The sequence below is a fragment of the Mammaliicoccus sciuri genome (assembly GCF_002901825.1).
In the GTDB taxonomy this organism is placed as follows: domain Bacteria; phylum Bacillota; class Bacilli; order Staphylococcales; family Staphylococcaceae; genus Mammaliicoccus; species Mammaliicoccus sciuri.
This window is the reverse complement of record NZ_PPQD01000005.1, coordinates 67,372-90,654: the sequence shown is the minus strand read 5'-3', so window position 1 is coordinate 90,654 and position 23,283 is coordinate 67,372. Positions and strand designations below refer to the sequence as shown.

General features: G+C 32.0%; 24 protein-coding genes. 12 read left to right on the top strand and 12 right to left on the bottom strand.

Annotated elements, in window-relative coordinates:
• Positions 1 to 212: 212 nt before the first annotated feature.
• The 11 genes from CD035_RS01425 to CD035_RS01375 form a co-directional block, all read right to left on the bottom strand.
• Complete coding sequence (locus CD035_RS01425; RefSeq protein ID WP_048540660.1) at positions 213 to 1,400, bottom strand: CamS family sex pheromone protein; 1,188 nt, start codon at positions 1,398 to 1,400, stop codon at positions 213 to 215.
• Positions 1,401 to 1,411: 11 nt separating this feature from the next.
• Positions 1,412 to 3,415 carry an NAD-dependent DNA ligase LigA gene (gene ligA, locus CD035_RS01420; protein ID WP_048540659.1) on the bottom strand — a complete coding sequence of 668 codons (2,004 nt, stop codon included), beginning with the start codon at positions 3,413 to 3,415 and terminating at the stop codon, positions 1,412 to 1,414.
• 3 nt (positions 3,416 to 3,418) lie between these two features.
• Positions 3,419 to 5,599, bottom strand: a complete 2,181-nt coding sequence (gene pcrA / locus CD035_RS01415; RefSeq protein WP_048540658.1) for a DNA helicase PcrA — start codon at positions 5,597 to 5,599, stop codon at positions 3,419 to 3,421.
• 12 nt (positions 5,600 to 5,611) lie between these two features.
• Positions 5,612 to 6,295: a heptaprenylglyceryl phosphate synthase gene (pcrB, locus tag CD035_RS01410; RefSeq protein WP_048540657.1), complete on the bottom strand. Its 684-nt coding sequence runs from the start codon at positions 6,293 to 6,295 to the stop codon at positions 5,612 to 5,614.
• 321 nt (positions 6,296 to 6,616) lie between these two features.
• On the bottom strand, positions 6,617 to 7,315 hold the full coding sequence (locus CD035_RS01405; RefSeq protein ID WP_048540656.1) for a M15 family metallopeptidase: 699 nt from the start codon (positions 7,313 to 7,315) through the stop codon (positions 6,617 to 6,619).
• Between the two features lie 103 nt (positions 7,316 to 7,418).
• Positions 7,419 to 7,721 carry a YerC/YecD family TrpR-related protein gene (locus tag CD035_RS01400; protein WP_025905127.1) on the bottom strand — a complete coding sequence of 101 codons (303 nt, stop codon included), beginning with the start codon at positions 7,719 to 7,721 and terminating at the stop codon, positions 7,419 to 7,421.
• Positions 7,722 to 7,799: 78 nt separating this feature from the next.
• On the bottom strand, positions 7,800 to 9,095 hold the full coding sequence (gene purB, locus CD035_RS01395; protein ID WP_048540655.1) for an adenylosuccinate lyase: 1,296 nt from the start codon (positions 9,093 to 9,095) through the stop codon (positions 7,800 to 7,802).
• Positions 9,096 to 9,294: 199 nt separating this feature from the next.
• Positions 9,295 to 9,471 (bottom strand): NETI motif-containing protein, encoded by a 177-nt coding sequence (locus CD035_RS01390; RefSeq protein ID WP_065381774.1) that lies wholly within the window; start codon positions 9,469 to 9,471, stop codon positions 9,295 to 9,297.
• Entirely contained in the window at positions 9,461 to 10,030 is a 570-nt protein-coding gene (locus CD035_RS01385; RefSeq protein ID WP_048540654.1) for a DUF2179 domain-containing protein, read from the bottom strand. Before CD035_RS01385 ends, CD035_RS01390 begins: the two co-directional genes overlap by 11 nt.
• 64 nt (positions 10,031 to 10,094) lie before the next feature.
• Positions 10,095 to 10,916, bottom strand: coding sequence for an ammonia-dependent NAD(+) synthetase (gene nadE / locus CD035_RS01380; protein WP_048540653.1), 822 nt, complete (start codon positions 10,914 to 10,916; stop codon positions 10,095 to 10,097).
• Positions 10,913 to 12,388, bottom strand: a complete 1,476-nt coding sequence (locus CD035_RS01375; protein WP_048540652.1) for a nicotinate phosphoribosyltransferase — start codon at positions 12,386 to 12,388, stop codon at positions 10,913 to 10,915. The genes nadE and CD035_RS01375 overlap by 4 nt, the downstream gene beginning before the upstream one ends.
• A 144-nt stretch (positions 12,389 to 12,532) precedes the next feature.
• On the opposite strand from CD035_RS01375, the gene CD035_RS01370 reads away from it, so the two are divergent.
• From CD035_RS01370 to CD035_RS01315, 12 genes are all read left to right on the top strand, one after another.
• Positions 12,533 to 13,702: an MFS transporter gene (locus CD035_RS01370; protein WP_048540651.1), complete on the top strand. Its 1,170-nt coding sequence runs from the start codon at positions 12,533 to 12,535 to the stop codon at positions 13,700 to 13,702.
• A gap of 211 nt (positions 13,703 to 13,913) precedes the next feature.
• Positions 13,914 to 14,744 carry an ATP phosphoribosyltransferase regulatory subunit gene (locus tag CD035_RS01365; protein WP_048540650.1) on the top strand — a complete coding sequence of 277 codons (831 nt, stop codon included), beginning with the start codon at positions 13,914 to 13,916 and terminating at the stop codon, positions 14,742 to 14,744.
• 9 nt (positions 14,745 to 14,753) lie between these two features.
• Positions 14,754 to 15,371, top strand: coding sequence for an ATP phosphoribosyltransferase (hisG, locus tag CD035_RS01360; RefSeq protein ID WP_025905120.1), 618 nt, complete (start codon positions 14,754 to 14,756; stop codon positions 15,369 to 15,371).
• Complete coding sequence (gene hisD, locus CD035_RS01355; protein WP_048540649.1) at positions 15,361 to 16,617, top strand: histidinol dehydrogenase; 1,257 nt, start codon at positions 15,361 to 15,363, stop codon at positions 16,615 to 16,617. Before hisG ends, hisD begins: the two co-directional genes overlap by 11 nt.
• 3 nt (positions 16,618 to 16,620) lie before the next feature.
• On the top strand, positions 16,621 to 17,631 hold the full coding sequence (locus tag CD035_RS01350) for a pyridoxal phosphate-dependent aminotransferase (protein ID WP_048540648.1): 1,011 nt from the start codon (positions 16,621 to 16,623) through the stop codon (positions 17,629 to 17,631).
• Positions 17,603 to 18,181 (top strand): imidazoleglycerol-phosphate dehydratase HisB, encoded by a 579-nt coding sequence (hisB, locus tag CD035_RS01345; protein WP_048540647.1) that lies wholly within the window; start codon positions 17,603 to 17,605, stop codon positions 18,179 to 18,181. The genes CD035_RS01350 and hisB overlap by 29 nt, the downstream gene beginning before the upstream one ends.
• Positions 18,181 to 18,762: an imidazole glycerol phosphate synthase subunit HisH gene (hisH, locus tag CD035_RS01340; protein ID WP_048540646.1), complete on the top strand. Its 582-nt coding sequence runs from the start codon at positions 18,181 to 18,183 to the stop codon at positions 18,760 to 18,762. Before hisB ends, hisH begins: the two co-directional genes overlap by 1 nt.
• Entirely contained in the window at positions 18,755 to 19,459 is a 705-nt protein-coding gene (gene hisA, locus CD035_RS01335; protein WP_048540645.1) for a 1-(5-phosphoribosyl)-5-((5-phosphoribosylamino)methylideneamino)imidazole-4-carboxamide isomerase, read from the top strand. Before hisH ends, hisA begins: the two co-directional genes overlap by 8 nt.
• Entirely contained in the window at positions 19,456 to 20,214 is a 759-nt protein-coding gene (hisF, locus tag CD035_RS01330) for an imidazole glycerol phosphate synthase subunit HisF (RefSeq protein WP_048540644.1), read from the top strand. The genes hisA and hisF overlap by 4 nt, the downstream gene beginning before the upstream one ends.
• The gene (gene hisIE, locus CD035_RS01325) at positions 20,211 to 20,843 is read left to right on the top strand and encodes a bifunctional phosphoribosyl-AMP cyclohydrolase/phosphoribosyl-ATP diphosphatase HisIE (protein WP_048540643.1); all 633 of its coding nucleotides are present in this window, start codon (positions 20,211 to 20,213) and stop codon (positions 20,841 to 20,843) included. Before hisF ends, hisIE begins: the two co-directional genes overlap by 4 nt.
• 65 nt (positions 20,844 to 20,908) lie before the next feature.
• Entirely contained in the window at positions 20,909 to 21,967 is a 1,059-nt protein-coding gene (locus tag CD035_RS01320; RefSeq protein WP_048540642.1) for a nitric oxide synthase oxygenase, read from the top strand.
• 14 nt (positions 21,968 to 21,981) lie between these two features.
• Positions 21,982 to 22,794 carry a prephenate dehydratase gene (locus CD035_RS01315; protein WP_048540641.1) on the top strand — a complete coding sequence of 271 codons (813 nt, stop codon included), beginning with the start codon at positions 21,982 to 21,984 and terminating at the stop codon, positions 22,792 to 22,794.
• Positions 22,795 to 22,830: 36 nt separating this feature from the next.
• Here the strand turns inward: CD035_RS01315 and CD035_RS01310 are convergent, their stop codons facing one another.
• On the bottom strand, positions 22,831 to 23,280 hold the full coding sequence (locus CD035_RS01310; protein WP_103354162.1) for an iron chaperone: 450 nt from the start codon (positions 23,278 to 23,280) through the stop codon (positions 22,831 to 22,833).
• Positions 23,281 to 23,283: the final 3 nt, after the last annotated feature.

The following is a 23,283-nucleotide window of genomic DNA, read 5'->3' as shown; positions in this document are numbered from 1 at the left end:
GTTTCACCAGTCTTGATAAATACACAGCTCCTATTTATCTTGTTTCACCAGTCTTGATAAATACACAGCTCCTATTTATCTTGTTTCATTAGTCTTGATAAATACAAGGTGCTGAACATTGCTTGTCATACTTCACTTGCAATGTTCAGACCTATATTTCTAAAAATACGAAAAAGAGTCTAGAACATTTCTGTTCCAGACTCACTTTTTAACTATTTATAAATATGAATTTGTGGTTCGTCATCGTCTTTAGTCTTCGTAATTAATGCTTGTGGTTCTTCTCCGTCTACGATAGAGATTTCTAAATCATCTATACCTTTAAAGTATTTTTGAGATAGGTCTGCTACGTATTGAGTCACACCAATTACTTCTGCTTTTCCATAATAATCAAGTGGTACTTTTATTTCTAGTTCTGTCAGTTTATCGTCATCAAATTTACCTGTTCCTACTGATTGTGTGAAGTTAGGGAAGTATTTTTGTAAGTCTTGATTAAACTGTTCAAAATTAGAATTTAAATTTTCATCTAAATCTGATGCATCACTTGATGGAATTGTGACATATTTTTGATTCATTTTTTCCCAACTTTTAACGTTACGCTTACCGCCTTCACTAGAGGCATAATAAACAAATTTACCTGGTTTGATGTCACCTTCTCCCGACTGTATGAATATGCCAAAGTTAATCGGAATATTTTTAAGGTCATCTCTTACACGAAGACGTGAAAGGATTTCTTCAGCCATCTCTTTACCTTTTTTCTCTACTTCTTTGTTATCAAGTTTCTTAGTATATGTTTCGCCGTATTCTTCTTTTTGGTAAACATATTCACTATTCATGGCTAAGCCAATCGTCATACCAGAAATCTTTTGTTTTTTAGCATCACTTTCTGTGAAGTAATCTTGTTCGATGATATGTGATAAATATGTAGGTGAATTCTCAGCTATTTTTTCAGGATCTGTTTCTCCTTTATGAGTTGGATTCAAACCTAAGTTTTCTCTTGCATTATTTTGTTCTTTTTCATCATCACTCATATCTTTAATTTCTGCTTTTGTATATTTAGGTGCTAAATATGCTCTCACAGTATCTTTATCTAAGAACTGGCCATCTCTGTATAAGTAATCATCAGGTGAAAATGTTTGTTTACTTATATCTAACAATCCACTTTCAAATGCTTCACTGTTATAACTAGAAATCATATTATCTTGCGTTAATCCTCTTGCAGCACTTACTTTAAATGGTAGTAATGTTCGATAATAATCACTGGAAATTTGCATACCTGTAGAAATTTGCTTTGTTTGCTCTTTTTCTTTATCTGATTTATCTTGATTATCTTTTTGGGTAGTATCTGATGAACATGCTGTAAGCAATATTACAGACGCTAAAATAAGAAATCCTTTTTTCATATCTTTAACCTCTATTCATTGATATTACGATATTTGTTTAACCAATCTTCTTCTGACCAAACTTCTATATTTAATTTTTCAGCTTTTTCAAGTTTGGATCCAGCATCTTCACCAGCAATAACAACATCTGTATTTTTAGTGACACTTCCTGTTACCTTTGCACCTAATGATTGGATTACTTTTGTTGCTTCAGGTCTTGTCATCTCTGTCATTTTACCAGTTAATACGAATGTTTTTCCAGTAAAATCTGGATGACCTTCAATTTCAGATTGCTTAATACCTGTATAAGTCATGTTAACATTTTTCTGTTTAAGTTTATCGATTAATACTTTTATATCATCATTTTCCATATAAGTAACAAGTGATTGAGCCATCTTATGACCAACATCTGGTATTTCAGTTAAACCTTCTATCGTTACTTCGAATAAGCGATCAATTGTTTCATATTTTTCAGCTATTACACGACTTGCTTTTGTACCTAAATGTCTTACACCTAAACCAAATAATAAATGCTCTAGTGATTTTGCTTTAGAAGCTTCGATTGCTGTTAATAAATTATTAACTTTCTTCTCACCCATTCTTTCCAATGGTAATAAATCATCTTTCGTTAAATAATATAAATCCGCAACATCTTTAATTTTATCGTTTTGATAAAGTTGTTCGATTATTTTATCTCCTAAACCGTCAATATTCATTGCTTGTCGTGATACAAAATGAATCATACCTTCTACTAATTGTGCAGAACATTTAGGGTTAATACATCTTAATGCAACTTCACCTTCTATTCTAACCAATTCATGCTCACAACTTGGACAGTGTGTTGGCATATGATAAATTTCACTATCATCGCTTCTTTCTTCAGCAATACTTTTAACGACTTCAGGTATAATGTCACCTGCTTTTTTGATGACAACTTTATCTCCTATACGGATATCTTTCTCATGGATTAAGTCTTCGTTATGTAATGATGCTCTAGAAACAGTAGTTCCTGCCACTTTAACAGGCTCTAATATCGCAGTTGGTGTCACAACACCAGTTCTACCTATACTTAATTCTATATCTGTTAATGTTGTTAAGACTTCTTCAGCTGGGAACTTGTACGCAATTGCCCATCTTGGTGATTTCTGAGTAAAACCAAGTTCTTCTTGCTGACTTAAATCATCAACTTTAATAACAATGCCATCTATATCATATGATAAATTATTGCGTTGTTCAGTCCACTTACTTATAAAAGATAATACGCCTTCTATATCATCAAAAGTTTCTCTTTCTTTGTTTGTCTTAAATCCTAGTTCATCTAAATTGTTTAATGCCTCTGATTGACTATCCGCTTCTATTTCAGTTAAGTCATTAACACTATATAAGAAAATATCGAGCTTCCTTTTAGCAGTTAATTTTGAATCAAGCTGTCTCAATGAACCTGCAGCGGCATTTCTAGGATTTGCAAATAGTTGTTCCCCGTTTTGTTCTTTTTGTTCATTTAAAGAAACAAAAGATTTTCTAGGCATGTATGCTTCACCACGAACTTCAATAGAAAGAGGTTCTTTAATTGTTAAAGGAATGGCATGTATCGTTTTTAAATTTTCAGTGATATTCTCACCTGTTGTACCGTCTCCACGCGTTAATCCTTGAACAAATCGTCCGTTTACATACTTTAACGATACAGCTAAACCATCAATTTTTAATTCACATGTGTATCGAACACTGTCTACTTTTTCTCTAACTCTTTGATCAAATTTTCTTAAATCTTCTTCGTTAAAAGCATTACCTAATGACAACATAGGTGTGTCATGATTAATTTTTTCAAATTGAGATAACGGTGGTCCACCAACTCTAACAGTTGGTGAATCGTCCGTTTTTAGTTCAGGGTGCTTTTCTTCTATAGAGATTAACTCATGCAATAATTGATCATATTCACTGTCAGGAACAGTTGGATTATCTAACACATGATATTCATGGTTATAACGATGTAACAATTGATGAAGTTCTTTAACTCTTGATTTTAAATCTTCCATAGTTTACTCCCCTTTCTTCTCAATTGGTGCAAATTGTGCTAATAGACGTTTTGGTCCTTCTTTTTTGAAAATGATATCTAATTCAACAGAACCATTTTTATCATTTACAGCACTTACCATACCTTCACCCCATGATTTATGGGTTACTTTATCCCCAACATTCCATGATGTTTCTGGTTTCTGCTTCGTATTCATACGACCTGCAAAACTACGTTTAGGTGTGGAAGTTTGTTTTTGCTTAAATGATGTTTTTGGTTTCACGCCATCTAGTAAATCTTCTGGAATTTCTTTTAAAAATCTTGATTTTAAGTTCGCTTGAGATCTACCAAACAATGTACGAGTTGTCGCGTGAGATAAATGTAACTCTTCTTCGGCTCTCGTAATAGCCACATACGCAATTCGGCGTTCTTCTTCCATTTCATGTTCTTCACCTGATTGAAGACTTCTAAAGTGTGGGAAAATACTTTCCTCCATACCAATGATAAATACAACTTTGAACTCTAGACCTTTCGCTGAGTGCATTGTCATCAATGTTACACCCGCTTCTAAATCTGCATCATCAACATCTGCAACGAGTGATAAATCTGTTAAGAAGTTCATCAATGATTGTTCTTCAACTGGTGTGTTTTTTTCATAGTCTCTTGGTACAGATAAGAACTCATCAATATTTTCAAGTCTACTTTGCGATTCAATCGTTTGTTCGTTCTCTAACATACGTCTATAACCAGATTTTTCTAATATTTGTTCTACAATTTCAGTTACAGATAAGAATTCTTGTTGCTGCATAAAGTTGTTCATCATCTCATAAAATGCTGCGCCTTCTTCAGTAACTTTTTTAGATAAACCGATAAAATCAACTTCTCCTAAAGCATCAAAGTAACTCAATTGATTCATCGCTGCATATTGAGCAATTTTTTGAACAGATGTCGGCCCAATACCTCTTTTAGGTACGTTAATGATTCTTTCAAAACTGATATCATCATTGCTATTTGAAATTAATCTTAAATAACTCAAAATATCTTTAATTTCTTTTCTATCATAGAACTTTGTTCCACCAACCATTGTATAAGGAATATTAGATTTCAAAAACGTTTCTTCAAGTACACGTGATTGAGCATTTGTTCGATATAACACAGCTATGTCTTGGTTTTTATAGCCATCTTGTTTTTTCTTTAATATTTGACGAATGACATATTCTGCTTCATCTCTTTCAGTTGTTGCTTCATAATATTTTATCTTTTCACCTGAGTTATTATCCGTCCATAATGCTTTAGGTTTACGTTCAGCATTATTACGAATTACTTCATTTGCTGCAGTTAAAATAGTCTTTGTTGATCTATAGTTGCGCTCCAAGAAGATTGTTTGTGCATTTGGATAGTCTTCTTCAAATGATAAAATATTTTTAATATCTGCACCTCTCCAACCATAAATAGATTGGTCAGAGTCACCTACGACACATATATTTTCAAATTTACTTGCTAATAAATTAACGAGCGTATATTGTGCTTTGTTAGTATCTTGATATTCGTCGACATGAATATATTGGAATTTATTTTGATAGTATTCCAATACTTCAGGCACTCTATTAAATAATTGAATCGTCATCATGATTAAATCATCAAAGTCTAATGCATGATTTCTAAGTAATTTATCTTGGTATCCTTTGTATACACTAGCGACCATATTGGCATAAAAATCACTTGCTTCTTTTTCAGCATCTTCAGCTGTTTTTAATTCATTTTTTAAATTAGAAATTGCACCAATAAATGTTCTTGGGTCATATTTTTTACTATCTATATTTTGTTTCTTTAATATTTCTTTAATAACTGATTTTTGGTCAGTCGGATCTATAATTGTAAAGTTTCTTTCAATTCCAATACGGTCAATGTCTCTTCTTAAGATTCTTACACACATTGAATGGAATGTAGATATCCAAATACTTTCAGCTTCAGGACCAACTAAATGGCTAATTCTTTCTTTCATCTCTTTAGCTGCTTTATTAGTAAATGTAATCGCCAAAACATTATAAGGAGAAACATCTTTCTCATCTAATAAATACGCAATTCTGTGCGTTAATACTCTCGTTTTACCACTACCTGCACCTGCCATAATAAGTAATGGCCCTTGAGTTGTTTTGACTGCTTGTTTCTGTTCGTCATTCATTCTATCTAACAATGCGTTCATAAAAACCTTCCTTTATTGTTTTACTTTTACAGTTTGTAAAGCTTTTTTCAAATCTTCATAAATGGCATTACCGACTACAATTATGTCAGCATATTCTGCCATTTCTTTTGCTTTTTCTAAATTATCTATACCGCCACCATAAATAAGTTGGGCGTTTTCTAAATGTTCTTTAACAGCTTTAACCTCTTCCACTTTTCCATATTTACCACTGTATTCTAAATAAAATATAGGTAAATGATATAGTTTATCTACCATTCTTGCATAACTGATTAAATCTTCTTCATCTAAATCTGTATTCGCACCTGTCAATTGCGCTACTTTACTGTCTTCATTCATAACAACATAGCCTTCTAAGAAAATTTCATCAAAATCCATCATATAGCCATATTCCTTAATAGCTTTTTGAAGCAGACCATTATGGTAGTCAACATTATTACTATTTAAAACACTCGGTACAAAATAAAAATCAAAACCAGGCACAACACTTTCAATATTAGAAATTTCAAGTGCACATGGTAGTGGATAACGTCTAATTCTGCTCATTAAATTTAATACATTATCTTCCGTAACATTATCAGTACCACCAATTATAATAGCATCCGTACCAGATTCACATATTTTCATTAAGTCCTCATCTGATATAGATTTCGCTGGATCTAATTTAAATACGTGACTCCACAAATTTATATCGTACATACTTAAACTCCTTTAATTATCATAAGATTAATTATAGCATTTTTAAGTTTAAATTCCGAAATGAAATAGGACAATTATCATAAAAAAAGAAGCGAAAAATTTCGCTTCTTACATTGTTTAAGATACGGTTAAGGTTAAGGTGAAGTTGTGAGGTGTGAGTTGGGCTATCTCTTGGCTTTACTCAGGACTTAAGCCACGATTTGGATGATCTCTTGGCTTTATTCATACATTAAGCCATGACTTCTGCTATCTCATGGCTTTATTCACCCATTAAGCCACAACTTCCACACTTTCATGACTATATAATCTCAACCACAACTTCTATTTACCGTAATCAAAGTATTCTTCTAATGTTGTGTCTTGTTTATAAATTTTTTCTGCTAATTCTTTACCGACATATCTTAAATGCCATGGTTCATATTGGTATCCTGTTATTTTTTCTTTGCCTAATGGATATCTAATGATAAATCCATATTGATGTGCATGTGTCTTAATCCATTTTCCTTCATTTGTATTTCCGAATGACTTTCTAAAATCATCAGTTGCTGAATTTGAACCCACATCAAATGCTAATCCTGTCTGATGTTCTGATTGTCCTGGTTTAGCACTATATTGGTTGGCCGCTTCTTCACCATCTCTTGCTACATAATCATTATATAGTTGTTTTTGATTTTCATAAGAACGATACCCGCTTCTAAATACTAAGTCTAATCCTTCATTCGTTCCATCTTGTATCAATTTATTTAATTGATTTCTAGCAGTACTATTTTCACCAGGGGCATAATCATGTGGTAAGCCTACTTTTTTGTTTACAAAAACATGGCCATCAACATAAGTGATGCCATCTTTCTTTGTAACTTCATGTTTCTTTTGTTCTTGCCTTTTAGATTTTTGTGCTGTCTCTTTTTTATCTTTTTGAGTATGTTCTTCTTTAGTAGATTTCTTATCTGTATTCTGATCATCACTACATGCGCTTAATACTAAAGTAGATATGCCAATTATTAAAAATAATTTCTTCATGCGTAAAGCTCCTTATTTCTTAAAATTTACTATTTATATACTATTTTAACTAATTAAGGCTGAGACATCCATTAATGTCTCAGCCTTACATACATATTTATGATTATTTTTCGAAGTCAATATTCATTCTTTCAAGAATCATTGTATATGCATCATTACCCCATTGCAATGAGCGTTTAACTCTTGAAATTGTTGCAGTTGAAGCACCTGATTCTTTTTCTATATGAGCATAAGTGTATCCTTGTTTAATCATTTTTGCCACTTGTAGCCTTTGTGACAATGACTGTAATTCATTAACTGTACATAAATCATCAAAAAATTGATAACATTCTTCTCTTGTCTCTAATGTCAGAACTGCATCAAATAGTTCATCTAATGCTTTTCCTCTTAATTTTTCAATTTGCAAAAAATCAACCCCTGTTTAATATAAGTTCATTAATTGCATTTTAACGCACTAACCTATTAAAGTACAGTAAAACGTGTCTTATTCTATACCAGCTCTTCTGAATATGGTATCGACTTGATTTAAATGGTGTTTCTCATCGAAGCATTCATCTAATTCATCAGCACTTAACAAGTTTGTAATTTTTTCATCTTGTTCTACTAATGTTCTAAATGGTGTTTGAGTTTCCCATGATTCCATTGCTTTTGGTTGAACGATATCATATGCTTCTTCTCTGACCATACCTTTATTAATTAACGTTAACATAACACGTTGTGAATAAATTAAACCAAATGTTTTATCGATATTACGTTTCATATTTTCTGGATGTACTGTTAAACGATCAATGATATTAGTAAATCTGTTTAATGCATAATCCAATGCGATTGTTACGTCTGGTAGCATAATTCTTTCAGCAGATGAATGTGAAATATCTCTTTCATGCCATAAAGGTACATTTTCATATGCAGTCGTAATATATCCTCTAATAACACGTGCTAAACCTGTAACATTTTCTGAACCAATTGGATTACGTTTATGTGGCATAGCTGAAGAGCCTTTTTGACCTTTAGCAAAAGCTTCTTCAACTTCACGCGTTTCAGTTTTTTGTAAACCACGAACTTCTACTGCAAATTTTTCAATAGATGTTGCGATTAAACCTAATGTCGCAATGTAATACGCGTGACGATCACGTTGAAGTGTTTGAGTTGAAACTGGTGCACAACCTAATCCTAATTCTGTACATACATGCTCTTCTATTTCTGGTGGAATATTTGCAAATGTACCAACTGCACCGCTCATTTTTCCAACTTCGATTTCTTCACGAACACGTTTGAATCTTTCTAAATTACGTTTCATTTCTGTATACCAAAGTGCCATTTTAATACCAAATGTTGTTGGTTCTGCATGGACACCATGAGTTCTACCCATCATTAAAGTCGTTTTATGTTCAATTGCTTTATTTTTTAATACTTCTAAAAATCTTTCTAAGTCTTTTTCAATGATTTCATTTGCTTGTTTAATGACATAACTTAAAGCTGTGTCAACAACATCTGTTGAAGTTAAACCGTAATGTACCCATTTACGTTCTTCACCTAGAGTTTCAGAAACTTGTCTTGTGAATGCCACAACATCGTGACGTGTTTCTTGTTCAATTTCTTTAGCTCTATCAACGTCGACCTTAGCATTTTGTCTTATAAGCTTTACATCTTCTTCAGGAATGTGTCCTAATTTACTCCATGCTTCACAAGCTAGTATTTCAACTTCTAACCAAGCTTCAAAACGATTTTGTTCTGTCCAAATATTAGCCATTTCTTCTCTTGAATAACGTTCAATCATTGATAAATTCTCCTAACATATTTTAGTCATTTATAGTATAACAGACTTCTACGAACCCGTACATTATTTATAAAAAATACAAAATTGTTCGTGATTTATAATTTTATTCCTAATATCTTTCATTATATATTGTAACAGTAGGAGAATAAACTAAAAGCAGAAAAAATCTGGGCCACATTCTCATGTCCCAGATTTATTGTCATTCTTTGATTTTCTTACCTACGAATTGTATTTCTTGTTTGAGAACCTCAATGTCACCATTTTCTTTCTCAATAAATACAGGTTTTTCAAATCTTTTTACAGGTGTATAACCTTGAACTTTCATTCTTTTTAGACACATTTCAATCGTTTCATTGTCTTCTACTCTAAACTTCATCAGTATCATACGCCTTTAATTTTTTGCTTCTTACACCTTTAACCCAGAATCCACCATGTATATTCTTAGGTTCATAAGCGATTACAAAGGCTTTAGAATCCAATTGTTTAATTGTTTCCATTAATTTTAATTCAAATCTACGTGGTGTTAAAATTTGCATCACTAAGCGATCACCATCTCGTCCTTTAGCAACGTAATGTGTTACACCATAACCTAAATCTCTTAACGTTCTTGGTAAATCTGTTTCATATTCAGCTGTTGTAACATTTACAACGATATATCCTAATGCAATTTTCTCTTCAATTTTCATACCGACAATTATGCCTGCAGCAAACCCAAGCGCATAAGCTAATATATTCTGAATTTGGTCAAGACTATTGATAACTAAACCTAACCCGATAACATAAACAACTACTTCAAGTACACTAACAGCAGCGGCAACATATCGATATCCTTTCAATGTTAAAATTGTTCTCATTGTTAAACAAGATACATATACTATATTAATGACAAATATAGATAGCACCATTAACCATGGATTATCTAATATAGCTGACATTTAAACCCTCCATAAATCAAAATACTGGAATCATTTTATCAAGCAAACTTATGAAAGTCACGTATTATTTTGGCCATGTATAACGGTTATAAGGCATTTCTCTTTTATGTGCATTTCTTACATAGTGATTTTGAATAATTTCTTGATCTTTTTCACTGATTTTTTTACCTTCTAAAAAGTCATCAATGGCATCATATGTTACACCTAACGCTTCTTCATCTGGTAAAGCAGGTTTATCTTCTTCTAAATCAGCAGTTGGTACTTTATTGATTAAATGATCTGGACCACCTAAATATTTTAAAATCGCTTTGCCTTGGCGTTTATTAAGTCCGAATAACGGTGCAATATCACAAGCGCCATCTCCAAATTTCGTATAGAAACCTGTGATATTTTCAGCAGAATGATCCGTACCAAGTACGAGTCCATTATTAGCTGAAGCAATTGAATATTGAACTTTCATACGTTCTCTCGCCTTTTCATTCCCTTTTTGAAAATCAGTTAATTCTACACCTGCTTCTTTTAAAGATTGAATACTCGCTTCAACCGCAGGCTTAATATTTACTGTTACACGATTACTTGGATTAATAAAATCTAATGCATCTTGTGTATCTTGTTCATCAAATTGTTCGCCATAAGGTAACCTTACTGCGATAAATGCATATTGATGATTTTCTTCAGCATTTAGTTCATCTACTGTTAATTGTGCGATTTTACCCAATAATGTCGAATCTTGCCCACCAGAAATACCTAAAACTAAAGATTTAACAAAACTATGTGCTTTAACGTAAGATTTTAAGAACTGTTTGATTTCTTCAAATTCTTTTTTTGGATCGATTGATTTTTTAACATTCATTTCTTTGACAATGATTGATTGTAAATCTCTCATGACTCTTCCACATCCTTTATCGCTTCTGCTACTCTTTCAGCTACATCGAATATCTTTTTATTCTTATTATCCCAACATGCTTTACTCAAATCTACTGGATATTCTTCAGGATTTAAATAACGTTTATTTTCTTCCCATAATATATCTAAATTGTTAAAAGCAAATTCTCTAATTTCTTTAATTTCTGGAAGTGTGTATACGCGTTTACCATCTTTAAAAATGTCATGATGTAAATCGACTGCTTTAAAATGTTTGATATATTTCATTTTATAAGTATGAACAGGATGGAACATTTTTAGACGTTCTTCTTTATTAGGCTCTTCATCTTCTAATGTAATATAATCGCCTTCAGATTTATTCGTTTTAGTATTGATAATTCTATAAACATTTTTCTTACCAGGTGTTGTTACTTTTTCAGCATTGTTAGAAATTTTGATGCGATCTGATAATTCGCCATTTTCTTCTTCAATTGCTACAAGTTTATAGACAGCACCTAATGCTGGTTGATCATATGCTGTAATAAGTTTCGTACCGACACCCCATGCCGTTACTTTTGCACCTTGTGCTTTTAGACTTGTAATTGTTTGTTCATCTAAATCATTTGAAGCAAAGATTTTTGCATCTGTAAAGCCTGCTTCATCTAACATTCTTCTTGCTTCTTTAGATAAATAAGCGATGTCACCTGAGTCTAGTCGTATACCGATAAAATTAATTTTATCTCCTAATTCTTTCGCTACTTTAATTGCATTCGGCACACCAGATTTTAAAGTATGGAAAGTATCTACAAGAAACACGCAATTTTTATGTCTTTCAGCATATTTTTTAAACGCTGTATATTCATCATCGTATGTTTGAACCATTGAATGTGCATGTGTTCCTGAAATCGGAATACCAAATAATTTACCTGCTCTAACATTACTTGTAGAATCAAATCCACCGATCATCGCTGCTCTAGCTCCCCAAATCGCAGCATCCATTTCTTGCGCTCTTCTAGTACCAAATTCCATTACAATTTCATCACGAACAACTTGTTTAATTCTACTTGCTTTAGTTGCAATTAACGTTTGGAAATTCACGATATTTAAAAGTGCTGTTTCAATGAGTTGCGCTTGAATAAGTGGCGCTTCTACTCTAATGAGTGGTTCATTATTGAAACAAAGTTCCCCTTCTTTCATTGCTCTTATGTTCCCTGTAAATCGTAATGACTTTAAATAATCTAAATAATCATCTTGATATCCAACTTCTCTTAAATACTCAATATCTGTCTCTGTAAATTTGAAATGCTCTATAAATTGCACAATTCTTTCTAATCCACTAAAAATAGCATAGCCGCTATTAAATGGCATACTTCTAAAATATAAATCAAAAATAGCAGTACGCTCATGAATACCATCATTCCAATAAGTTTCACCCATATTGATTTGATATAAATCCGTGTGTAACATCAAACTATCGTCTTCATATTTATACATTTTTCAATACTCCTCAGGTTATCTAATTTTATATTATTTTATCATACTTTTTAAATTAAAAATTAAAAAGTAACTTAAATATATCAAGTCATTTATCTCTGTGATAAAATACTAAAGATGTAAAATTTAGAAGGAGGCATACAAATGAAAAACTCTTCATTCAAAAAATTATTTATTATACTTTCAATTATTGTAGCTGTCTCTGGTTTTTCACAAGGAATGCTCTTACCACTTATATCGGTCATTTTTGAACGAAATGGTATTTCAAGTTCAATGAATGGTTTACATGCAACTTCATTATATATAGGTGTATTCTTATCTTCTTTTTTTATTGAAGGGCTTGTTAGAAAGTCTGGGTTTAAATATATGATATTAATTGGTGGAGCCATAGTAGCCTTATCTTTATTGTTATTTCCAACTTTAAAGACATTATCTATTTGGTTTATTTTAAGACTATTAATTGGTATTGGTGATAATATGTTACACTTTAGCACGCAAACTTGGTTAACACATATTACACCTAAAGAAAAATTAGGAAGAACGATTTCTGTATATGGTTTCAGTTTCTCAGCAGGTTTCATGTTAGGACCTCTTTTAGCTAAACTTGTTGACGTTTCGGAAGCTTTACCTTTCATCCTTTCAGCAATACTTTCATTAATAACTATTTCATTAGTCCTTTTAATACACAATGAATTCCCTTCATCTAATGTTAGACCAGTCAGTATACTAAACACTTTAAAAAACTTTGGAGATGTAATACGAACATCATGGATTGCATTTATGTTTCCATTATTATATGGATTGTTTGAAGCTGGATTACATAGTAACTTCCCTGTTTATGGTTTAAGAAATGGCCTTGATGTCACTAGTATTACGTTAATCTTACCTGCATTTAGTCTTGGTGCTATTCTTTTCCAAGTACCATTAGGCATGTTTAGTGACATTCATGGTAGAAAGAAAGTATTAACTGGATTAACATTAATCGGCAGTATCGTGTTTATGTTAGGAGACTTTTTACCAACAAGTACATTTATTATGATGGGATTATTCTTAATCGCAGGATTATTCACAGGATCTTTTTATGGATTAGGTGTAAGCTTTATGACAGATTTAACACCAAAGCATAATCTACCAGCCGGTAATTTAATGATAGCTATGTCATTTAGTGTCGGTAGCATAATTGGCCCAATGCTTGGAGGAACGATTATACAATTATCAAACGGAACAATATTCTTTACGATGATTGCTGCGTTTGTATTTATCGTGTTTATTCTATTACTCATTCATAGAACACCTACAAAAGTTGAAGCATAATTTAAGATATTATTAAAATTTAAAATCACATCGTTTAAATATAATGAGAACCCAAAGACATTGATTAATTCAAATGTCTTTGGGTTTATTTTTTTTGATATTTTAAATATTCAGAACTTTCAATTGATATGTTTCGTTATGCATGTTATAGTATCATTTATAATTAAATAAATACTTTAACTTGGTAGAGAGTAAAAGCGAGGTTTATAATATGGATTATGTAAATTACAGAGATGACGTTATTCAAAAGAAAGAAAAAGAACTTAAATTTCTAAAATATTTTAGTACTCGAGATTACGAAGTGATTGATATGAGTTTCATAGAGAAACTTCATTGGAAACAATTGACGCAAGATGACTTGAATAGTTTAGATACAAGAAGTATTTGGAAAAATGGCGATGCATTTTATAGTTTAAGAAATGATTGGACGGATCAAATCCAACATTATAGTCGTGAATATCATCTTGATGCACGTTCTGTAACATATGCTGGCCCTATAGCAATTAATGAACACATATATACAAATTTAGGTGTTGAAATTTTTAATCCTAAAAGGAATGACATGTTGCAATGTTATGAATATATACATGACTTTATCCAAAATGAACTTGATTTAAATGTTGATTTTGCTGTTATTGGACATTATCAATTATTTGATCTTTTACTTTCTAAAGAAGAACAGAACGAAGAATTGTTTACGGCTATTAGTGAAAGAAATATTTCAAAAATTTCTAAACTACTATCACAAAATCATTCACTCGTACAATTACTTAAAACACCTACTCATCAACAATTAGACTTTTTAACAACTTTTGCTGATACTGACCATCCAACTTATAAATCTTTACAATATTGGAAAGCGACATTAGAAGCATCAGGTATTAACCATATACATTTAGATATAACAACAATGCCCCCAAAATCATATTATGTTGGGAGCTTCATTCAGCTTTATGAAAATAACAATCGAAATCCAATCGCTTCAGGCGGACATTATAACGGTACGTTAGAAGGTTTTGGATTTGGTATTCAACTATCATAGGAGGTCATTATGTTAACAGTTGCATTAAGTAAAGGACGTTTATTAAAAGATTTCATAAAATTCATTGATGAAAATGGCAACCCAAAATGGGCAGACGCATTAAATAATAGAGAACGTAAACTTCAAATAGAAGTTGCGAACGTTAGATTTATTCTTGTTAAAGGAAATGATGTATCAACTTATGTTGAAGAAGGCATCGCTGATATTGGTATTACAGGCAGTGATATTCTTGATGAAAAAGATAAACTCAATGTAAACAACTTAGTTGATTTGCCTTTTGGTTATTGTCACTTTGCTGTTGCGAGTAAACCTGAAGTAACAGAATACAAAAAAATTGCGACGACTTATGTTAAAACGACGAAAGCGTACTTTAAAAATAAAGGACAAGATGTCTCAATTATTCCATTATCAGGATCTGTAGAATTAGCAGCAGTAGTGAATATGGTTGATGCAATCGTAGATATCGTACAAACAGGTACAACATTAAAATCTAATGGACTCGTTGAAAAAGAATCCATCGGTGACATTAATGCTAAACTGATTACAAATAAACATGCATTTTTTAGTAAATCAAATATGATTGAATCATTTATAGAAGAAATTGGGGTGTCGATGAATGCTATCTAAAACGGAATTCATAAATAAATTTGAACAAGATAGATTAACAGACGAAAGTAATACTGAAGATGTTAAAAAAATTATCCAAGATATAAAAGAACATCAAGACCAAGCTTTATTTCGCTATAATAAGAAATTTGACAATGTTGAATTGGAGCAACTTGAAGTCCCACAATATGATATAAAAAACAGCATTAACCTTATATCAGACACTTTAAGATCAGCACTTGAAACAAGCTTTGAACAAATTAAAAATTTTCAACAAAAAATTAAACATGAAAATGTAACAACAGGTCAAACTTACCAACTTTATCACCCTATTGAAAAAGTCGGCATTTATGTACCAGGTGGAAAAGCAAGTTATCCATCAACAGTTCTGATGACAGCTACCCTTGCTAAAGTAGCAAATGTTCAAGAAATTATTGTTGTTACCCCACCACAAAAAGATGGTATCGACCCAGCTATACTTGCTGCATGCCATATTACGGGTGTAGATCGTGTATTCCAAGTTGGTGGTGCTCAAAGTATTGCTGCTTTAGCTTTCGGTACTGAAACGATTCCGAAAGTAGATAAAATTGTTGGACCTGGTAATCAATTTGTTTCATTAAGTAAACAGTTATTATACGGTGTCGTTGGTATCGATCAAATAGCTGGTCCAAGTGAAATTGCACTTATTGCTGATGAAAATTCAAATGTAGATTACATCATTCAAGATATATTAGCCCAAGCAGAGCATGATGAACAAGCTAGAACATTTCTAGTATCAACAGATTCTTCTTTCTTAACAAAAGTTCAACAGAAACTACAACAAGCTATAGATCAAGCTCCAAGAAAACAAATTATCGAACAAAGTATCAAAAATTATCATTATCCAATTTTAACGCGTGATATTCATGAAACAATAGAAGTCATTAATTATATTGCGCCAGAACATTTATCTATTCAAACGACTGATCCAAGTAAATATATTGGTAAAATTAAATACGTCGGAGCAATGTTCTTAGGTCAATACTCACCTGAAGCAATTGGTGACTATGCTGCTGGACCAAGTCATGTATTACCGACTGATAAAACAGCAAGATTCTCGAATGGTTTAACAGTCAATGATTTCTTAACGAGTCATTCTATCATTCATTTAGATGAACACACTTATCAAAGTATTGCACCGAGTGCTATAGCTTTAGCTGAACAAGAAGGTTTATATCAACATAAGCAATCTTTAGAAGTGAGATTAACAAACAACGAGGAGTCGTGAAACATGATTAGAATAAACAAGAATGAAAGCCCTATTCCTGCATTAGATGATGCAACTTTAAAAAATATTATCGCCAAATCAAATTTTAATTTTTATCCTGATGAGGAATATGATGCCTTTATTAAGTCTTATGCAGACTACTATCAATTATTACCTAACCAAGTTTCTGCAGCGAATGGTTCAGATGAGTGGATTCAAAAATGCATGATTGCATTACCAGATGGACCAGTCCTAACGCTGAATCCAGATTTCTTCATGTATACAGCATATGCGCATCAAATTAATCGCCCTATCCATTATGTAGATGCAGAATATGACTATACATTCTCGTTAGATAAAATTAAGCAATCAATCCAAAAATTAAAGCCAGCATTTTTCATTATGAGTGTGCCTCATAATCCATCAGGCATTCAATATCCTAAAGCATTTTTAGAGGAAATCGCGAATGAAATGCAAGCAATTGGTGGTTATTTTATTATTGATGAGGCTTATTTAGATTTCGGAGATGCATACGATATTGAATTACAAGACCATATCATTCAAATGCGTACGTTAAGTAAGGCATTTGCAATAGCTGGTTTAAGAGTCGGCATCGTCATTTCTACCGAGAAGACCATTCAAACTTTAAATCGTATCGCACATCCATATCCATTAAACACATTAACTTTAAATATTGCGACTGAAATTTTTAGTAACAAAGAAATTGTACATTCATTATTAACGCAACAAAGACAATTGAGTAGTCAGTTAAGAAATATTTTCGAACAACATGTGAGCGATATTATCCATGTGATACCTTCAAAAACAAATTTCGTATTAACTTATGGAGATTTAGCAGATTCATTAGGTCAGTATATTTATGACCATGGCTATTTACCAAGATTTTATGATGAACCAAACATGCAACAAACAGTTAGATACTCAATAGCTACAAAATCAGAATTAAATGAACTTGAAAAAATCGTTAAAGAATGGAGACAAGAATATGACTTATCAAAAAGAAAGATCAACTAAAGAAACAGATATCAAAATTCAACTAGGATTAGATGGAGAGGATTCACACATTAATACTGGTGTTGGTTTCTTAGACCATATGTTGACGTTATTTAGTTTTCATAGTGGTATTGCATTAAATATAGAAGTTGTTGGAGATACACATGTAGATGATCATCATACAGTTGAAGATATAGGTATTGTAATAGGTCAATTACTTCTTGAAGTCGTTAAAGATAAAAAATCATTTACAAGATATGGTTCATTCTATATACCAATGGATGAAACTTTAGCACGTGTTGTAACGGATATTAGTGGCAGACCATATTTATCATTTAATGCGACATTTTCTCGTGAAAAAGTTGGAACATTTGATACAGAACTTGTAGAGGAATTCTTTAGAGCACTTGTGATTAATGCAAGATTAACAACACATATTGATTTAATTAGAGGTGGCAATACGCACCATGAAATCGAAGCGATTTTCAAAGCATTTGCTAGAAGTCTAAAAATCGCATTAACACAAGATGATTATGCTGGTATCCCTTCTTCTAAGGGTGTGATTGAATAATGATTGCAATCATTGATTACGGACTTGGCAATATTAAAAATATTGAACGTGCCCTCTTACATTTAGGATATGATGCCAAATTAACTTCAGATGAAGAAACTATAAAAAATAGTACACATGTTATTCTTCCAGGTGTCGGGCACTTCAAAGATGCTATGACACAATTAACATCAAGTGGTCTAGACAAAGTGATTAAAGATATTAAAGATACGCATAAAATCATTGGCATTTGTTTAGGTATGCAAGTGCTATTTGAATACAGCGCAGAAGGTTCAACAAAAGGATTAAATTTATTGCAAGGGAACGTTATACCTATAGAGAGTCCCTACCCTGTTCCACATTTAGGATGGAACAATTTACAAAGTGAACATCCTCTACTTGATGGTGATGTTTACTTTATACATTCTTATCATGTCTCTACTGATTTACCTATAGTTGCTACAGCAGATTATGGACAACCAATCACTGCAATCGTGCAACAAAAAAATATTATCGGTATACAATTCCACCCAGAAAAAAGCGGTGATTACGGACTCAAAATACTAGACCAAGCATTGAAAGAAGGTTTTTTAAATGATTGAAATTTGGCCAGCAATAGATTTAATAGACTCCACAAGCGTGAGATTAACTGAAGGTAAATATGATTCTAAAGAATCTATGCCTAGAACTGCAGAAGAAGCAATAGCTTTCTATTCAAAATTTAAACAAGTTTCTAGAATTCATGTTATCGATTTAATCGGCGCTAAAAATCAACAACCAACAGAAGCAGATTACATAGAACAACTCGTCAGCTTAACCCATTTACCAATTGAAGTTGGTGGTGGTATTCGAAGTGTTGAAACGATTGAATCATATTTAAATAAAGGTGTTGAGTACATTATCGTCGGCACTAAAGGTATACAAGACTTAGACTGGTTAAAAGAAGTAACGCATACATTTCCAAATAAAATATATTTATCTGTCGATGCGTATGTTGAAAAAATCAAATTAAACGGTTGGCTTGATGATGCCGGAATAAACCTATTTGATTTCATTGAAAAAATTAACACATTCCCTCTCGGCGGAATTATCTATACAGATATTTCAAAAGACGGTAAATTATCTGGGCCAAACTTTGAATTAACAGGCAAATTAGTCCAATCAACATCTATTCCTGTTATTGCTTCAGGTGGTATAAGAAATAAAGATGACATTGAGCAACTGGATGCATTAAATGTGCACGCTGCTATTGTTGGAAAAGCAGCAAATACGGATGCATTTTGGGAGGGTATTGAATGATCAAAAAAAGAATCATCCCATGCTTAGATGTTAAAGATGGACGTGTCGTTAAAGGCATAAAGTTTAAAGGTTTGAGAGATATTGGACATCCAGTTGAATTAGCTGAATATTATAATCAAGAAGCGGCAGATGAGCTTGTGTTCTTAGATATTTCTAAGACAGAAAATGGACATCAAATGATGTTAGATATCATATCAGAAACAGCTTCAAAATTATTCATTCCACTTACAATTGGTGGTGGTATTAGTACACTTGAAGATATTTCGGTATTACTTAATCATGGTGCTGATAAAATTTCTTTAAACTCAAGTGCTTTGCGTAACCCAGCATTTATTCGTGAAGCGAGTGATAAGTTCGGAAAACAATGTATCTGTATCGCAGTTGATGCTAAATGGGAAGAAGAACATCAAGATTGGTACTGTTATACACATGGTGGTAAACAGCGTACAGATAAACGTGTGTTAGATTGGGTTCAAGAAGTTGAAAATCTCGGCGCTGGTGAATTATTAATTACAAGTATGGATTATGATGGCGTTAAACAAGGATTTGATCATCGTTTATTAACTGAAATTAATCAACTGGTGACTTTACCTGTAATAGCATCAGGTGGTGGCGGTAATAGCCAGCATTTTGTTGATTTATTTAAACAAACGGATGTATCTGCAGGTCTCGCTGCAAGTATTTTTCACGATAAAGAAACAACAATACAAGCAGTCAAAACACATTTATCTAATGAAGGAGTGAATGTACGATGAGTGAATTTGCACCTGATTTTTCTAAAGGTCTTGTACCAGCAATTTTACAACATTACCAAACTGGACAAGTATTAATGTTAGGTTATATGAATGAAGAAGCTTATAACTTAACCATTCAAGAGAAAGTCTGTTGGTTTTATTCAAGAAGTAAAGATCGTCTATGGAAAAAAGGCGAATCATCCAATCATATCCAGCATGTTATCGATATACAATTAGATTGTGACCAAGATACAATTTTACTACAAGTCAAACCTGATGGCCCTACTTGCCATACTGGATCTGTTAGTTGCTTTAATACTGAAGAACCTTACACGCTCGAATCATTAGAAACGACTATTCAAGAAAGTGTTGATTCTAATAATCCAAAATCATATACAAATTATTTACTTAATAAAGGCATAGATAAAATTTCTAAAAAATATGGAGAAGAATCATTTGAAGTTGTTATTGCAGCTATGAAAGATGATAAATTAGAACTCACAAATGAAGTGGCTGATGTACTTTATCATTTGTTTGTATTACTTCATGATAGAGGTGTTAAATTTGAAGATGTCATATCAGTATTGAAAGAACGTCATAAAAAGTCAGGTAATTTTAAAGGTGAACGACAAGATATAAATAATTGGTAAATTGTCATAATTCATATATTGTCAAAAAATAGCAGTCGCTTATACTAGTACATAGAGGTGTATTTATGTTACGAGATAAAGCGACTGCTTTTATTAATGATATGTATAAAGAATTAGAAATATCAGAATTACAAATGAATAAAAGAATACAAGAAATAGAACATGAAATTTCTCAAACTGGTACTTATACCCACACAACTGAAGAATTAGAATATGGTGCGAAAGTAGCTTGGAGAAATTCAAATAGATGTATTGGTAGACTTTTTTGGGATAAATTGACGGTAAGAGATTTAAGACATATTCAAGATGAACAAGCATTTATTACTTCAATTGAAAGTCACATTAAAGGCGCTACAAATGATGGAAAAATCAAACCCATGATCAGCATATATAACAACCAAATAGAAATTATGAATGAACAGTTGATTAGATATGCAGGATACGAAGATAAAGGCGACCCTAAATCTATTGAAATCACGAAATTAGCACACCATTTAAATTGGCAAAGTCAACATACTGATTTTGATGTACTTCCATTAATGTATCGAATTAATCAACAAAGCCTAAAAATTCATCAATACCCACAAGAACTCATTAAAGAAATTAACATTAACCATAAACAGTATCCTAAGTTAGCATCACTACAACTAAAATGGTATGCAGTACCTATCATTTCAAATATGGATTTAGAAATCGGTGGTATATATTATCATACTGCCCCATTCAACGGGTGGTACATGGAAACTGAAATAGGCGTTAGAAATTTTACTGACGAATATCGCTATAATAAATTAAAAGACATTGCAGAAGCATTTGATTTTGATACAACGACAACATCAAGTTACTGGAGAGATAGAGCTTTAGTAGAGTTTAATTATGCTATTTATCATTCGTATAAAGAAGCTGGTGTTGCAATTGTTGATCATTATAATGCCTCTAAACAATTTAAGAAATTTGAAGAGAATGAATGTAAAGCTAATAGAAAAGTGACCGGAAAATGGAGTTGGCTTGCACCTCCTCTTTCACCTTCACTTGTACATAATTATCATAAAGGCTATGATAATGAGATGAGAAGTCCAAACTTTTTATATAGACAAAATCAACAAGGTTGTCCAATGCATTAGAAAGGAAGTCATTTATGAAGTTATATTATTTAGGACCATTAGGTACATTTTCACATATGGCAGCACTTAAATATAAGCCAGATGAAATCACTGAATATATTCCTAAGTCAAATTTATACGAAGTGGTTAAAGCAATTGAAGCTGACCCAGAAAACATCGCAATAGCCCCAATTGAAAATTCTATCGAAGGTACAATCAACATCATTGCCGATTCATTAACTGAACAGAAAATCCACGTTATAGACGAATTACATCTAGATATATCATTTTCTCTTTATGTTCAAAAAGGCGCAAAATTAGAAGATATTAAAGAAGTTGTTTCTATTGCCCCAGCAATCAATCAAACATCTAAATTTATTAAAAATCATAACTTTGCATACAGATATTCTGACAGTACCGTTCAAAGTTTAGATGAAATAGATGTACATACTGGCGCAATTGCACCAATTGGTTTAGAAAAATCTAATGACGATGTTGAAGCATTATATGAACACATTGAAGACTATCCACATAATACAACAAGATTTTTAATTTTATCAGCACAAGAAAAACATGTTGAAAAAGCAACAGATAGTATTTTGTTAATTACACCTGACCAAGATAAACCAGGCTTATTAGCAAGTATATTAAATACATTTGCTTTATTTAATATCAACTTATCATGGATTGAATCTCGACCACTCAAGACACAACTCGGCATGTATCATTTCTTTGTTCAAGCAGATTGTAGCGCTGAAGATGTAGAAATGAAGAAAGTAATCACAATCCTAAAAACATTAGACTTTAATGTAAAAGTGCTAGGCAATTTTGATAAACGAATTACATAAATTAACGCCTCTGGGAATTATAATCCCAGAAGCGTTTTATTTTTGATTTCTATGTCCTGATTCATATTTTTGTATCCATTCATCTACAGTGACTTTTTCACTCAACTCACCTATTAAAGTAAAGGGTATGTTTTTATTGTTTGTAAATCTAATACAACTTTTCCCCATATTTAATTTAGTTGGTACTTGTTCTCTGTATCTATTCTCAAACCATTCTTTCAATTCATTCATCCCATATAACCCCATATGATATAAGGCAATATGATTTTTTTGAGCACCAAGACTAATGAATGGAAGTGGTTCATCTGCTCTATTTAAATAACCTTTTGGATATTTATCTAAAGGTACTACAAATGTCGGCATACCGTATTGCATGACTAGTTCATAGCCAGGTGGTAAATGCGTTTTGATTGTATTTAGCAAATGAATATATGTTTCTTTTTTCTTTTCATCAATTTGTTCAATATAACTGTCTATGCTATTCATCAT